Here is a 14,897-nt window from a genome sequence, read left to right on the forward strand (position 1 = left end):
TGCAAAGGCGCAGCGTAACGCACCGGCCGGCTCACAGCCCGAAACGGGCCGGCGCGTAGGGCAATGGATCGAGCGCCGGCACGGCGCCGGCCAGCTGTGCGGCCACCAGCTCGCCGGTGGCGGCCGACATGCTCACGCCGAGCATGCCGTGCGCGGTGGCCAGGTGCAGGTTCGACCAGCGCGTGCTGGGCCCGATGATCGGCACCTCGTCCACGCTCATCGGCCGCCAGCCCCACCATTCCTCCAGCAGTTCCGGCCCCTCCGGCTCGTGCAGGCCGGAGGCCGCGCCGCGGCGCAGCGCATCGAGGCGGGTGCGGTTGAGCCCTTCCGCGTAGCCGGAGAACTCCATCGTGCTGCCCAGCCGGTAGCCGTCGGCCCAGGTGGTGACGCACACCGCGGGCTCGCGCAGCACCAGCGCATGGCGCGGCGCGCGCGCCGGCCGCGTGTAGGTGAGCGAATAACCCTTGCCCGGCTGCATCGGCAGGCGCAGGTCCAGCTGCCGCGCCAGCAGCGGCGACCAGGCACCCAGCGCCAGCACCACCCGCTCGCCGCGGAACACGCCGCGGGTGGTGCGCACATGGGTCAGGCGGCGGCCGTCGACGTCCAGGCGGTCGATCCTCGCGCCGTTCACGATGGCGCCGCCCAGCTCGCGCACGCGGCGCGCCAGGCCCGCCACGTAGCGGTCCGGGCGCAGCCGCGCGTCGCCGGGGTGGAACAGGCCCCCGGCCACCCCTGGCTTCAGCGCCGGCTCCATCGCCTCCACCTGGTCGCCGCGCAGGCGCCGGGCCTCGATGCCGAGGCGGTCGAGCACGGCGGCGTGGTGGCGCTCGTCGGCGTCGCGCAGCTTCGCGCTGCGGTAGACGTACAGCTCGCCTTCCTCGGCGAAGCCGCAGTCGATGCCCTCGTCGCGGACCAGCCCCGCCAGCAGGGCGCGCGAACGCCGCAGGATCGTCGCGCGCGCCGCCGCCGCATGTTCGAAGTCGCGCCAGTTGCAATGTCGCACGAAGCCCAGCAGCCAGCGCAGGCGCGGGCCGTCGAAGCGCGGGTTGAGGTAGAGCGGCGCATCGGCGCGCAGCATCGAACGCAGCGCCAGGCCGAAGGTGCCGGGCATCGTCAGCGGCGGCGCATGGCTGGGCGTGAGGGTGCCGCAGTTGCCGTGCGAGCTGCCGCAGCCGGGCGTGCCCTGCTCCAGCACCCGCACGCCGATGCCGGCCCGCAGCAGGTACAACGCGCACGACAGCCCGATCACGCCGCCGCCCAGGATCAGTACATCGCTGCGGGAGTCGTCCATCGACGCATTGTAGCGGGGCGCCTCCGCCTTGCGGTCCCGGGGGCGCTTGCTTCGCCGATATTTCAAGTGCACGATCAGCTTTGCTCGGCCGCATGGTCCCCGGCATGTCGAACAGAGTCGTCGCCTTGCTTTGCCTCGTGGCACTGCTGGTCTCCCGGGGGGCCGCCGCCCAGTCGTTCGACCCGGCCGAAATCAGGCTGTTCAAGGCATTGCACCGTCAGCCCACCGACCTGGCGCGCTACAGCTATCTCGAAAAGGCGATGCCGCGCCTTGCCCCGGACAACCAGGTCGTGGCCATGCAATTGCTTTCCTCGGCCGAATGCGAGCTGGGCCTCTACGACCAGGCCATCCTCGGCTTTCCGCTCAAGATCGCCGCGCCGGAGAATGTCGTGCTTCCGACGCCCGACGCGTGGCGCGCCGCCGATGCCGTCGACACCATCGCCAGGCTCGCCGCCAACCGTCGCATCGTGATGGTCAACGAGGCGCATCACAATGCCCATACCCGGGTGCTTACCCTGGCGTTGTTGCCGCGCCTGCGCAAGCTCGGTTTCAACTATTTCGCCGCCGAGGCCCTGGTCGACTCGGATCCGGGCCTGGAGCATCGCGGCTACCCCACGACGGCCAGCGGCACCGAATACCTCCACGAGCCGATATACGGGGAAATCGTGCGCGAAGCGATCCGCCTCGGCTTCACCGTCGTGTCCTATGACGTCGAAAGCGAAGTCACGACCCAGGCACGCGAGATCGAACAGGCCGACAACCTGTACCAGAAGGTTTTCGCCAGGGATCCCCATGCCCGCCTGTTTGTCCACGCCGGCTACGCGCATATCGACAAGGCACCGGGTCGCCTGGGCCATATCCAGCCGATGGCCATGCGATTGAAGGCCCTGACGGGGTTCGATCCGTTATCCATCGACCAGACCCAATTCCTCGAAGCGGCAGGGAATGATCCGGATGACTATCGGCAGCTGATTGCGCGCTTCCATCCGCAGGCTCCGGCGGTCCTGGTCAATCGCGCCAGCGGCAAGGCCTGGAGCGCGCTCCCGAAGATGTACGACGTCAACGTGATCCTGCCGCCCTCCGTAAGCCTGAAATCCTTCGGCACCTCGGTGACGATCGACGGCGAGACCGTCAAGGAGACCTCGGATACGTCGCGCCTCGCCTTCGGCTCGCTGACAACCCTCGACCCCATGCGGCGCCCGAAATGGCTGACACTGGGAGGCACGCGTTACCCGGTCTCGATCAGCACGACTCTCTGCAGGATGCGCCTGCCCTGCATGATCGAGGCGCAATACGCGAACGAGTCGGACGATGCCACCGCCGCCGATCGCTACGCCTTCATGAAGGAGGATGCCATCAGCGAGCTTTATCTGTACCCCGGCCATTATCGGTTGCGCTCGCTGGACGCCAAGGGGCGGACGTTGAATGAACGCTCCATCGCGGTCAGCGCCCCTCGGGTAGGCAAGCCCCCGACCGGGTAGTCCGCCAGCCTCCGCCTGGACGACAGCGATCGGCTGGTTTGATCCATATGATCGACCATCGCACGCTTGCGGTCCCCTTCGATATGCCAACCATGCCGATGCGTCTTGCCTTCCTCTCCCTGCTGGGCACCGCCGCGCTGTCGACAACGATCGGCGCGCACGCGCAGCCGGTCGCGGCCGCGACCGACGCACCGCCGTCGCGCAACCTGCTCGCCGAACTCCATCCGTTGCCGAACGACCTCGCCCGCCACCAGTACCTGCAGGCGCACATGCCGGCCGACGACGACAACGTCGCGCGCCAGGTGCTCGCCGCGCTCGACGACCAGCTCGGCCTCTACAACCGCGCGCTGGCCGATTTCCCGTTCGACAACCGCGTCGTGCCGCCGCCCAAGGTACCGCTGCCCGCGACGGACGCATGGCGCGCGGAGAGCGCCGTCGCCGCCATCGCCGCGCGGGCCCAGGGCCGGCGCATCGTGATGATCAACGAGGCGCACCACGACGCGCACACCCGCGAGCTGACCCTGGAGCTGCTGCCGAAACTCTACGCGCACGGTTTCCGCTACCTCGCCATCGAGGCGCTGGGACCGCGCGACAAGGCCCTGGCCCGGCGCGGCTACGCGATCGACACGAGCGGCAGCAGCTACCTGCGCGAACCACTCTACGGCGAGATCGTGCGGCAGGCGCTGCGGCTCGGCTACACCCTGGTGTCCTACGACTCCGACGCGCCCACCCCGGCCGGGCGCGAATCCGGCCAGGCGCGCAACCTCTACCGCGAAGTGTTCGCCCGCGACCCGCGGGCGCGGCTGCTGGTGCATGCCGGCTATGCCCACGTCGACGAGGCGCCCGGCAACCTCGGCGACACCATCGAGCCGATGGCGATGCAGCTGGCCCGGCTCACCGGCCTGGACCCGCTCACCGTCGACCAGACCCAGTTCCGCGACATCATCCCCGGCGCGCCCGACGACGGCGCCTACGGCGTGCTGGTCGAGCGCTTCCATCCGAGGACGCCGGTGGTGCTGGTCAACCGGCTGACCGACAAGCTGTGGAGCGCGGACCCCGCGCGCCACGACATCAGCGTGATCCTGCCACGCGCCGGCACCGGTCCGCGTCCCGACTGGCTGTCGCTGGGCGGCCGCCGCAAGCCGCGGCTGGTCAACACCGACCTCTGCAACGGGCACGTCCCCTGCATGGTGGAGGCCCGCTACGCCGGCGAGGCCGGCGACGCCGTCCCCGCCGACCGCTACACCTTCCTGCACGAGGACACGCAGAACACGCTGTACCTGTACCCCGGCCAGTACCGGCTGCGCGCCGTCGACGCGGCAGGCCACGTGCTGGGCACGCGCACGCTGGACGTCGGGCACTGACGCCAGTCGCGGCGACACACTTGCGCGGCGTGAATTACGCGCGTAATCTCGCCCTGGAACTACACGCGTAATCCAGGAGCGCCATGCCCACCCCGATCAGCGAAGCCGAGAGCCGCGTGATGGAGGCCCTGTGGCGCGCGTCGCCGCAGACTTCCGAACAGATCATCGCCACCGTGCAGGCCGGCAGCGACTGGCACGAGAAAACCATCCGCACCCTGCTCAACCGCCTGCTCGGCAAGGGCGCGGTGAGCGCGGCGAAGGACGGCCGGCGCTACCTCTACGCGCCGGTGCTGACGCGCGAGCAGTGGCAGTCGCAGGAAAGCCGCAACCTGCTCGACCGGGTGTTCGGCGGCCGCATGGCGCCGCTGCTGGCGCACTTCAGCCGGCACGAAAAGCTGAGCCCGAAGGACGTTGCCGAGCTGCGCAAGCTGCTCGACGCGATCGAGAAGAAGGAACGCTGAAATGGACACGCGCATGCTCCACGCCCTGCTGCTGGCCACCGTCGGCCTGCTCGTGGTGCTGCTGGCCCGGCGCCCGGTGCGGCGGGCCTTCGGCGCCGGCCCGGCCTTCACGTTGTGGAGCCTGCCCCTCCTGCTGGCGCTGGTCCCGTGGCTGCCGGCGCCGGCGCACGCCTGGATCGCCCTGCCGGCGCTGCGCGCCACGGCGCGCGCCGCCTTCGCCGGCGGCCAGGCGCAATCCCTCGCGCTGCCGCTCCACGCCGCCTGGCTGTGGCTGCCCGGCGCGGCCTTCGGCCTGCTCCGCCTCGGCATGCATTACCTGCGTCTGCGGCGTGCCGCCCGGCCGCTGCCGGCGCCGCTGCTGCGACGCCTGGCCCCCGACGTGCCCGCGCGCGACCTGCACCGCCTGCGCCTGCACCCTTCCGGCCCGGCCGTGCTGTGGGCACCGCGCGCCCTGGTGCTGCTGCCGGCCGACTTCGCCACGCGCTTCGCTCCGCACGAGCGCCACCTAGTGCTGCGCCACGAACTGGCCCACCTGCGCCGCGGCGACCCGCTCTGGAACCTGCTGGCCGAGCTCGCATGCGCGCTGCTGTGGTTCCACCCGCTGGCCTGGCTGGCGTTGCCGCGCTTCCGGCTGGACCAGGAGCTGGCCTGCGACGAACGCGTGCTGCGCGAAGCACCCGGCGACGACGCCCGCTACGCCCGCACCCTGCTGCACAGCACCGGCATGGCGTGCCGCCCGGCGCTGATCCCCTGGCTCGCCGAGCCGCAACTGAAGGAGCGCCTCACCATGATCCGGCATCGCCGTCCCACCGCCCTGCGCCGCCACGCCGGCCTCGCCGCACTGGCCACACTGATGGCCAGCGGCCTTGCCCTGGCCAACGCCACCGCGCCGCAGCACGCGCAACCGGCCAGCCAGGACTGGGCCTTCAACCAGCGGATCTCCCCGCGCTATCCGGCCGATGCCCTCAAGAACAAGGAGCAGGGCCTGGTGATGCTGCAGATCCAGATCCACGCCGACGGCAGCGTGGGGCGCATCGACTACGACGCCGGCCACAGCACCACACAGTCGGCCGAACTGATCGTCGCCGCCACCGAGGCGGCGAAGCAATGGCATTTCACGCCGCGGATGAAGGGCGGCAAGCCGGTCGAGGGCTATGCGCGCGTCCCGATCGATTTCTCGCTGGACGAACCGCCCGCCAAGGCTTCATCCAAAAGCTGAAAAATTTGACACAAGTCACTGATTTGATACCCTCGATGCACCGCCACATCGAGGGTATCCATGTCTGCCGAGCCGCCCGCACCACGCCTGCCTGCCTGGCGGCATGCCGTGCGCCTGGCACCGCTGCTGGCGATCCTGGCCCTGTTGGCTGCCTGCGCCGGCGCCCCGCACCGGCGCGAGCGTACCTACAAGCCTTCGCACTCGGCGCTGGCCGATGAGCCGGCGCGCGCCCCGGCCGGCGAGGCGGCCACCGCCAACGACATCCTGTTCCGCGCGATGGCCCTGGTCGGCACGCCCTACCACTGGGGCGGCAACACGCCGGAAGGCGGCTTCGACTGCAGCGGGCTGGTCGACTACATCTACCGCCGTGCCGCCGACATCGCGCTGCCGCACAACTCCGGCGCAATGTCACGCGTGGACGGTCGCAAGGTGAAACGCATGCGCGACCTGATGAGCGGCGACCTGGTGTTCTTCGACATCGGCGGCGACATCAGCCATGTCGGCGTGTACGTGGGCAAGGGCCGCTTCGTGCACGCGCCCAACAGCGGCGGCACGGTGCGCCTGGACGACATCGACGGGCCGTACTGGCGCGACCATTTCGCGTACGGGAAGCGGCTGCTGGACTGAATGCGGGCCTGTCTCCCCCTCCCCGTTGGAGAGAAACGGTGAGGGGGCAACCTCGCGACGGGCCGCCCACGAAGCAACAACTCCTGCTCCCTCTCCCCTCCGGGGAGAGGGCTGGGGTGAGGGGGCGCTCTTGCGGCAAGCCTGCCCAACAGGGCTCCGCGAGCACCCGCCCCTCGTCCCAACCTTCCTCGCTCCTCAAAGCCGACGCCATCCATGGCGTCTCCCCGCGTACTCCCCGGCGGGGAGAAGGGGCGGACGAAAAACGGCGCCCGTGGGCGCCGTTTCGATTCCACCCTTTGAAGCGCGCGTCAGTGCGCTTCGGCGCCCGGCGCGTGGGCGTGGCCGTGCTGGATCTCTTCCTCGGTGCCGTCGCGCACGTCCTCGATCGCCACATCGAAGTGCAGCGTCTTGCCCGCCATCGGGTGGTTGAGGTCCACGTCGATCGTGCTCATGCCGACCTTGTGCACGGTCACCGCGCGGTGGCCGCCTTCCTTCAGCGCCAGCACCGTGGTCATGCCGGGCTTGAGGCGCCTGGCGTCCTGGAAGTACTTCTTCGGCACGCGCTGGATCTGGCCTTCCTGGCGCTCGCCGTAGCCGTCGGCGGGGGCGATCTCCACCTGCAGGCTCTCGCCGGCCTCGTGGCCGTCCAGCGCCTTCTCCAGGCCCGGGATCAGCTGGCCGTGGCCGAGCAGGATCCACAGCGGTTCGCCGCGCTCGTGCGAGCTTTCGATCTTCTCGCCGTCCACGGTGAGCGTGTAGTGCAGCGCGACGACTTTGTCCTTGCCAGCCTTCATTGCCTTGGTCTCTCGGATGGGTGCAAAAGAGGCGATTCTATCAGGACGCCCCGTCGCCGAAGCCCACCCCGCGCGCCTCCGGCCCCAGCCATACCAGCACCGCCAGCAGCACCGCCACGGCCGCCACCCACACGCCCATGGCATAACCGTAGTCGTGGCCATGTTGCGCCGCCAGCCAGGTCTGCGCGGTGGCGGTGCCCGCCGCCAGCAGGTTGCCCATCTGGTAGGCGAAGCCCGGCAGCGTGCCGCGCACCGCGCCGGGCGACAGCTCGTTGAGGTGGCTGGGCACCACGCCCCAGGCGCCCTGCACCATCACCTGGATCAGGAACGCGCCCACCCCCAGCCACAGCAGCGAGCCGCCGTGCACCCACAGCGGGATCACCGGCAAGGCCAGCAGCGCGGCCACGATCATCGCCCTGCGCCGCCCCACCCGCTCCGACCATGCGCCGAAGAACAACCCGCCGGCCAGCGCGCCCAGGTTGAGCAGCGCCACCAGCAGGAAAGCCGCGCCCGAGCCGGTGGGCAGGTGCAGGTTCACCTCCTCGAAGGTGTGGTACATGTCCTGCGAGCCGTGGCTGAACATGTTGAACGCCATCATCAGCAGCATCAGGTAGATCGCCAGCTTCCAGTGGCCGCGCATCGCGTCGAGCGCACCCACGCGACCGTGCGCCTCGCGGCTGGCCCGCCACGCCGGCGACTCCGGCACCTTGCGCCGGATGTACAGCACCAGCAACGCCGGCAGCGCGCCCACCACGAACAGCCCGCGCCAGCCGATCGCATCGACCAGCAGCCAGTTCACCAGTGCCGCCAGGAAGAAACCGCAGGGATAGCCGCTCTGCAGCAGGCCGGAGACCAGGCCGCGCGACTTCGCCGGGATCGACTCCATCGCCAGCGAGGCGCCGATGCCCCACTCGCCGCCCATGCCGATGCCGAACAGGAAGCGCAGCACCAGCAGCATGGTCAGCGAGGTGGAGAACGCCGTGGCCAGCTCGAACACCGAGAACAGGATCACGTCCAGCATCAGGATCGGCCGGCGCCCGTAACGATCCGCCAGCCGGCCGAAGACCAGCGCGCCCAGCGGCCGCGCAGCCAGGGTCAGGAACAGGCCGTAGGTCACCGCCTTGTTGTCGGTGTGGAATTCCTGCGCCACGCCCACGATCACGAAGGTGAGCAGGAAATAGTCGAACGCGTCCAGCGTCCAGCCCAGGAAACTCGCCAGCACGGTGTGGCGCTGCTCGTGGTTCAACTCGCGCAGGGAGGCCAGGAACGGCATGCTCGGGCTCCGGGAACATCGGGGCGCCAGTATGGCATCGCAGTGGCCATATGCCGACGATTTGCCCCGGCAGGCGGTTTGCGGCCACCATCGGGGCATGGACACGCCCACGACACGCCCCGTGCGCCGCGGCCACGACGCATCGGAACGCGCCATCCGCCAGGCCATCGCCAGCCGTTTCCGTACCCGCCCGCAGCGCGGCTACGTGCGCGGCAAGCTGGCCGGCGACCCGGTCTACCCCGCCATCGCCGGCCTGCTGGCGGGCGCCGCGCCGCGACCGTTGCTCGACGTCGGTTGCGGCATGGGCCTGCTCGGCCAGTACCTGGAGGCACGCGGCCTGCTGCATGGCTACCTCGGCATCGACCACGACCCGCGCAAGATCGATGCCGCCCGCCATGCCGCCGCGGCGCTGGCCACCCCGCTGCACTGGCAGTGCGGCGGTGCCGACGGCCTGCCCGACTTCCGCGGCCACGTGGCCCTGCTGGACATGCTGCACTACCTGCCGGCGGCGGCGCAGGCCCCGCTGCTGGCGGCGGCCGCGCAACGGCTGGCGCCGGACGGCCTGCTGGTGATCCGCAACGTGCTGCGCGAACCGAACTGGCGCTACCAGCTCACCCGCGCCGAGGAGTTCCTGCTGCACGCCACCGGCTGGATGCGGGTGGGCGCCCAGCACTACCCCAGCGCCGCCGAACTGCGCGCCGCGCTGGAGGCCGCCGGGCTCGGCGTGCGCATCGAACCGCTGCACGCCGGCACGCCGTTCAACAGCTACCTGGTCGTCGGCCGCCGCGGCTGAGCGCCACTTCGGCTATACTTGCCGTCGCGGCTCCCCGGCCGCCGCGGCCTTCGCCGCTTCCCATCCCCATACCGCAACACGGTTCCGCACGAACGCTCCGGGTTGCACAGGAGCCGTTCCATGTCCTTCGAATCGCTGGGCCTCGCGCCCGCGCTGCTGCGTGCGCTCGCCGAACAGGGCTACGCCGAACCCACCCCGATCCAGGCGGCCGCCATCCCGGTGGTGCTGGAGGGCCACGACCTGCTGGCCGCCGCCCAGACCGGCACCGGCAAGACCGCGGCCTTCGCGCTGCCGCTGCTGCATCGCCTCGGCGCCACGCCGCAGCGCGGCCCGCGCCGCCCGCGCGCGCTGGTGCTCACGCCCACCCGTGAACTGGCCGCGCAGATCGACGACAACCTGCGCGCCTACGCCCGCCACCTGCAGGTGCACAGCGCGGTGATCTTCGGCGGCGTGGGCATGGGCCCGCAGGTGCAGGCACTGCGCCGCGGCGTCGACGTGGTGATCGCCACCCCCGGCCGGCTGATCGACCACATGCAGCAGCGCACCGTCGACCTCTCCGGCATCGACACGCTGGTGCTGGACGAAGCCGACCGCATGCTCGACATGGGCTTCCTGCCGGCGCTGAAGCGCATCCTCGGCGCGCTGCCCGCGTCGCGCCAGACGCTGCTGTTCTCGGCCACCTTCGCGGCGCCGATCAAGGCGCTGGCGCTGCAGTTCATGCGCCGGCCGCGCGAGGTCTCGGTGACGCCGCCGAACAGCGTGGCCCAGCGCATCGCGCACCGCGTGCACCCGGTGGACGCGGCGAACAAGCGCGAACTGCTGCTGCACGTGCTGAGCGAGGACAGCCGCCGCCAGACCCTGGTGTTCAGCCGCACCAAGCACGGCGCCGACAAGCTGGTGAAGTACCTGGAGCAGGCCGGCCTGCGCGCCGCGGCAATCCACGGCAACAAGAGCCAGAACGCCCGCACCCGCGCGCTGGCCGACTTCAAGGGCGGCCGCATCGGCGTGCTGGTGGCCACCGACATCGCCGCGCGCGGCATCGACATCGACCAGCTGCCGATGGTAATCAACTTCGACCTGCCGATGGTGGCCGAGGACTACGTGCACCGCATCGGCCGCACCGGCCGCGCCGGCGCCGACGGCCTGGCGCTGTCGCTGGTCAGCCACGACGAGTCCGGCCTGCTGCGCGACATCCGCAAGCTGCTGGACCAGGACCTCGCCATCGTCGAGGTGGCCGGCTTCGAGCCGTCCGCGCCGCTGCGGCTGGACGCCGGCGCGCCGCGGCCCAAGCAGGGCCAGCGCCAGCCGCGCCCGCCGCGGCAAGGCGGTGCTGCCCAGGGCGCGCCGCGGTCGCACGGCCACGGCCAGCCGGGTGGCGGCAACCCGCACGCCGCAGGCAACCGCAAGCGCCGGCGGCCACGCAGGCCGGCGGCCAAGGCCTGAGAGCCTGTTCAAAATCTCCCCGTGGCCCGCGCCGGGAGCGGTTTGCGCGCAGGCCAAGGAAGAGCGAGGGAGTGGACGTCCGTCCACGACGGAGCGATGACGCCGGCCTGTGGGCAAACAGACCCGGCCCGAAGGGTTGCCTTGCCCTGGCCGCCATGCGGCAGCGCGCGGCTTGACCTGCCAGCCAGGCGCTGCGCCGCGCACTCCCATCGGCGGCCAGGGCAAGGCAACGCGAGCTACGGGGAGATCTTGGACAGGCTCTGAGGTTTCCGGTGCGATCGGGCGTCGCGTCCGCTGGCGTGACGTTCCGCAGGCCGGCTGCCCAAGAGTTGCCGCTCCCGGCCTGCCTCAACGTGGCCGGATCACCCCATTGCTGGCGCCGCATTCCGTCTCCCTCACCGTCATTCCGGCGCAGGCCGGAGGCGCCTTATCAACAGACGAAGGTCTGGTCATCCAGTCACCGTGCGGCTTGAGCGAGCGTGGTCGCTACTGGATGACTCGCTGCGCTCGCCCTTTCGGGGCCGCCCTGCGGGCGTTCTGCGCGCTGCGCGCTTGTCCGGCCTGCGCCGGGATGACGAGCAAATGCGCAAGGCGGATAGATGCCGCACAGGTTGCGGGTGTTCGAAATTATTCCGGACAGCAGTGGGCCTGCGCCGGAATGACGGGCAAGGCCCGGAGCCGCCTCAGCCTTCCGGACGGGTCTTCGCCGTGAGCATGTGGTCCTCCCACACGCCGGCGATGCACAGATAGCGCTTCGCGTAACCCTCGCGCTCGAAGCCCAGCCGCGCCAGCAGGCGCGCGCTGCGTTCGTTGCTCGGCAGGTGGTTGGCCATCACGCGGTGCAGGCCGAGCGGGCCGAACGCCCAGGCCAGGCCCGCCTGCAGGGCCTCGTGCATCAGGCCCCGGCCCTGCGCGTGCGCCGCCACACCATAGCCCAGGTGGCAGGCCTGGAAGGCGCCGCGCACCACGTTGGCGAGGGTGAAGGTGGCGAGGATCTCCGCCCCGCCGGGATCGAACACCAGGCACGGGTAGCCGCGATCCTGCCGCGCCGCCTCGCGGCCGTCGGCGATGGCCTGCGCGCAGTGCGCCAGCGTGTAGAACGCCGCGTCGCGCAGCGGCTCCCACGGCGCCAGGTGGGCGCGGTTGTCGATGCGGTAGCGCAGCAGTTCCGGGGCGTCCGCCGCCTCCGCCAGGCGGATGCGGGTGCGTTCGGTACGCAGTTGCGGCAGGCGATCCATGGCGCGCTCCGGAGGCGGGGCGAGGATGATAGCCGCGCTGAGAGCCTGTCTACGATCTCCAAGCACCTCGCGTTGGCCCACAGGCCGGCGTCATCGCTCCGTCGTGGACGGACGTCCACTCCTTCACTCTTCCTGGGCCTGCGTGCAAACAGCTCCCGGCGCGGGGCACCTGGAGATCGTAGACAGGCTCTCAGCGCTCCTGGTCGGTGGGCCGCATCAGCACTTCGTTGATGTTGACGTGGCTGGGCCGACTCACGCAGAAGGCGATCGTCTCGGCCACGTCCTGGCTCTGCAACTGGCGCATGCTGTCGGCCCAGGCATTCAGCGCGTCCTTGGTCGCGGCGTGGCCGATGTGCTCGCGCAGCTCGGTCTCGACCACGCCGGGCTCGATCACGCTGACGCGGATGTTGTCCTTGTACACCTCGCGGCGCAGTGCCTCGGAGAACGCCACCACGCCGAACTTGGTGGCCGAGTAGGCGGCCGCGTTGGGGTTGGCGACGCGCCCGGCGGTGGAGGCGATGTTGACGATGTGGCCATCGCGCCGCGCGCGCATGCCGGCCAGCGCGGCCTGGGTCGAGGCGATCAGGCCCAGCACGTTGAGCTCCAGCATGTGCCGCCAACGGCCGAGGTCCGCCTCGGCGACCGGTTCCAGGTACATCACGCCGGCGTTGTTGACCAGGATGTCCAGACGGCCGTAGTACGCCTCGGCCTCCTTCACGATGCGCTGGGCCGCGGCCTCGTCGGCGAGGTCGGCGGTCAGCACCAGCGGCTCGGCGCCGAGGCCGTCGAGTTGCTTCGCCAGCGCGTCCAGGCGCTCGCGGCGGCGCGCGGCGACCGCCACCCTGGCGCCCTGCCGTGCCAGTTCCAGCGCGGTGGCCTCGCCGATGCCCGAGGAGGCGCCGGTCACCAGCGCGATGCGGCCGTCCAGTCGATTCGTCATGACTTGCTCCTGTGCGGATGACATGGGATGGATCGTGAAGGGTGGGGGCGCGGCAAGCTGATACAATGGCCGCCACGCCCCGCATGCCGTCGCGCATGCCATCGAGATCCCGCCCATGTCCGCCCCCGCTCCCGACCCCGCCCCGGCCACCGCCGGCTTCTCCGCGCTCGCGCTTTCGCCGGAGGTGCTGCGCGCGCTGACGGACGTGGGCTACGAGTCGCCCTCGCCGATCCAGGCCGCCACCATCCCGCCGCTGCTGCAAGGCCGCGACGTGCTGGGCCAGGCGCAGACCGGCACCGGCAAGACCGCCGCGTTCGCGCTGCCGATCCTCTCGCGCATCGACCTGAAGCCCGGCAAGCCGCAGGCGCTGGTGCTGGCGCCCACGCGCGAACTGGCCATCCAGGTGGCCGAGGCGTTCCAGCGCTATGCCGCGCACCTGCCCGGCCTGCAGGTGCTGCCGATCTACGGCGGCCAGGGCTACGGCCCGCAGCTGCACGCGCTGCGCCGCGGCGTGCAGGTGGTGGTGGGCACGCCGGGCCGCGTGATCGACCATCTCGAGCGCGGCACGCTGGACCTGTCGGAACTGAAGTTCGTGGTGCTGGACGAAGCCGACGAGATGCTGCGCATGGGCTTCGTCGACGACGTGGAGAAGGTGCTGCAGGCCACCCCGCCCGCGCGCCAGGTGGCGCTGTTCTCCGCCACCATGCCGGCGCCGATCCGCAAGATCGCGCAGCAGCACCTGAAGGACCCGGTGGAAGTGGCGATCAAGGCCGCCACCACCACCGCGGCCAATATCCGCCAGCGCTACTGGTTCGTCAGCGGCGTGCACAAGCTGGACGCGATGACGCGCATCCTGGAGGCCGAGCCGTTCGACGCGATGATCGTGTTCGCGCGCACCAAGCAGGCCACCGAGGAGCTGGCCGAGAAGCTGTCCGCGCGCGGCCTGGCCGCCGCCGCGATCAACGGCGACATGGCCCAGCCGCAGCGCGAGCGGGTGATCCAGCAGCTCAGGGACGGCAAGCTCGACATCCTGGTCGCCACCGACGTGGCCGCGCGCGGCCTGGACGTGGAACGCATCAGCCACGTGCTGAACTACGACATCCCCTACGACACCGAGAGCTACGTGCACCGCATCGGCCGCACCGGCCGCGCGGGGCGCAGCGGCGAGGCGGTCCTGTTCGTCACGCCGCGCGAGAAGGGCATGCTGCGCGCGATCGAGCGCGCCACCCGGCAGAAGATCGACGAGATGAAGCTGCCCACCGTCGAGGCGGTGAACGACCAGCGCATCGCCCGCTTCAAGCAGCGCATCAGCGACATCCTGGCGGTGGGCGGGCTGGAGCTGTTCCAGCAGCTGGTCGAGCAGTACGAGCAGGAACACGACGTGCCTGCGGTCGAGATTGCCGCCGCCCTGGCACGCATCGCCCAGGGCGACCGCCCGCTGCTGCTGGAACCGCCGCCGAAGCGCGAGCACACGCCGCGCGAGCGCGAGCATGAGGACGCCGGGCGCGCCGCGCGCCCGCGCCACGACGACGCCCCGCGCGAACGCGCTCCGCGCCGCGAGCACGCGCCGCGCCCGCACGCCACCGAGCCCGGCAAGGTCACCTACCGCATCGAGGTCGGCCACGAGCACGGCGTGAAGCCCGGCAACATCATCGGCGCCATCGCCAACGAGGCGGGGCTGGACAGCCAGTACATCGGCCGCCTCAGCATCCGCGGCGACCACAGCCTGGTCGACCTGCCCGAGGGCATGCCGAAGGAAATCTTCGAGCACCTGAAGAAGGTATGGGTCGCGCGCCAGCAGCTGCGCATCCACGCCTGGGACGGCCGCGAGGACGACCACGACGGCGCCGCGCCGCCGCGCAAGCCGGGCGGCTTCCGCAAGCCGGGCTTCAAGCCGGGCGCCGGCAAGCCCCGCCACGGCGGCAAGCCGCCGCGACGCAAGTAGCCCGCCGCGCCCGGGCGCGGGCATGCGC

Annotated in this window: 13 protein-coding genes; 8 read left to right on the plus strand and 5 right to left on the minus strand. The window is 71.1% G+C overall.

Annotated features, from left to right (window positions below):
* Positions 1-31: 31 nt before the first annotated feature.
* The gene (locus QMK61_RS04245) at positions 32-1,291 is read right to left on the minus strand and encodes an FAD-dependent oxidoreductase (RefSeq protein ID WP_302070662.1); all 1,260 of its coding nucleotides are present in this window, start codon (positions 1,289-1,291) and stop codon (positions 32-34) included.
* 104 nt (positions 1,292-1,395) lie between these two features.
* Here QMK61_RS04245 and QMK61_RS04250 point away from each other — a divergent pair, with 104 nt between their 5' ends.
* From QMK61_RS04250 to QMK61_RS04270, 5 genes are all read left to right on the plus strand, one after another.
* Positions 1,396-2,772 (plus strand): hypothetical protein, encoded by a 1,377-nt coding sequence (locus tag QMK61_RS04250; protein WP_302070664.1) that lies wholly within the window; start codon positions 1,396-1,398, stop codon positions 2,770-2,772.
* 92 nt (positions 2,773-2,864) lie between these two features.
* Positions 2,865-4,136, plus strand: coding sequence for a hypothetical protein (locus tag QMK61_RS04255; RefSeq protein WP_302070667.1), 1,272 nt, complete (start codon positions 2,865-2,867; stop codon positions 4,134-4,136).
* Positions 4,137-4,219: 83 nt separating this feature from the next.
* Positions 4,220-4,597 carry a BlaI/MecI/CopY family transcriptional regulator gene (locus QMK61_RS04260; protein ID WP_302070668.1) on the plus strand — a complete coding sequence of 126 codons (378 nt, stop codon included), beginning with the start codon at positions 4,220-4,222 and terminating at the stop codon, positions 4,595-4,597.
* Between the two features lie 13 nt (positions 4,598-4,610).
* The gene (locus QMK61_RS04265) at positions 4,611-5,816 is read left to right on the plus strand and encodes a TonB family protein (protein WP_302070669.1); all 1,206 of its coding nucleotides are present in this window, start codon (positions 4,611-4,613) and stop codon (positions 5,814-5,816) included.
* Positions 5,817-5,876: 60 nt separating this feature from the next.
* Positions 5,877-6,443 carry a C40 family peptidase gene (locus tag QMK61_RS04270; RefSeq protein ID WP_302070670.1) on the plus strand — a complete coding sequence of 189 codons (567 nt, stop codon included), beginning with the start codon at positions 5,877-5,879 and terminating at the stop codon, positions 6,441-6,443.
* 308 nt (positions 6,444-6,751) lie between these two features.
* Here QMK61_RS04270 and QMK61_RS04275 read toward each other — a convergent pair whose 3' ends face one another.
* On the minus strand, positions 6,752-7,237 hold the full coding sequence (locus QMK61_RS04275) for a peptidylprolyl isomerase (protein ID WP_302070671.1): 486 nt from the start codon (positions 7,235-7,237) through the stop codon (positions 6,752-6,754).
* Positions 7,238-7,277: 40 nt separating this feature from the next.
* Positions 7,278-8,510, minus strand: coding sequence for an MFS transporter (locus QMK61_RS04280; RefSeq protein WP_302070672.1), 1,233 nt, complete (start codon positions 8,508-8,510; stop codon positions 7,278-7,280).
* Between the two features lie 97 nt (positions 8,511-8,607).
* Between QMK61_RS04280 and QMK61_RS04285 the strand changes: the two genes are divergently transcribed.
* Positions 8,608-9,303, plus strand: a complete 696-nt coding sequence (locus QMK61_RS04285) for a class I SAM-dependent methyltransferase (protein ID WP_302070673.1) — start codon at positions 8,608-8,610, stop codon at positions 9,301-9,303.
* 120 nt (positions 9,304-9,423) lie between these two features.
* Positions 9,424-10,746, plus strand: a complete 1,323-nt coding sequence (locus QMK61_RS04290; RefSeq protein ID WP_302070674.1) for a DEAD/DEAH box helicase — start codon at positions 9,424-9,426, stop codon at positions 10,744-10,746.
* Positions 10,747-11,429: 683 nt separating this feature from the next.
* On the opposite strand, the gene QMK61_RS04295 is transcribed toward QMK61_RS04290, so the two are convergent.
* Positions 11,430-11,984 (minus strand): GNAT family N-acetyltransferase, encoded by a 555-nt coding sequence (locus QMK61_RS04295; protein ID WP_302070675.1) that lies wholly within the window; start codon positions 11,982-11,984, stop codon positions 11,430-11,432.
* Positions 11,985-12,174: 190 nt separating this feature from the next.
* The gene (locus QMK61_RS04300) at positions 12,175-12,924 is read right to left on the minus strand and encodes an SDR family NAD(P)-dependent oxidoreductase (protein ID WP_302070676.1); all 750 of its coding nucleotides are present in this window, start codon (positions 12,922-12,924) and stop codon (positions 12,175-12,177) included.
* A gap of 115 nt (positions 12,925-13,039) precedes the next feature.
* On the opposite strand from QMK61_RS04300, the gene QMK61_RS04305 reads away from it, so the two are divergent.
* On the plus strand, positions 13,040-14,869 hold the full coding sequence (locus QMK61_RS04305; RefSeq protein ID WP_302070677.1) for a DEAD/DEAH box helicase: 1,830 nt from the start codon (positions 13,040-13,042) through the stop codon (positions 14,867-14,869).
* The last annotated feature ends 28 nt before the right edge of the window (positions 14,870-14,897 follow it).

Origin of the sequence: Fulvimonas sp. R45 (genome assembly GCF_030504985.1) — a bacterium.
Lineage (GTDB): Bacteria > Pseudomonadota > Gammaproteobacteria > Xanthomonadales > Rhodanobacteraceae > Rhodanobacter_A.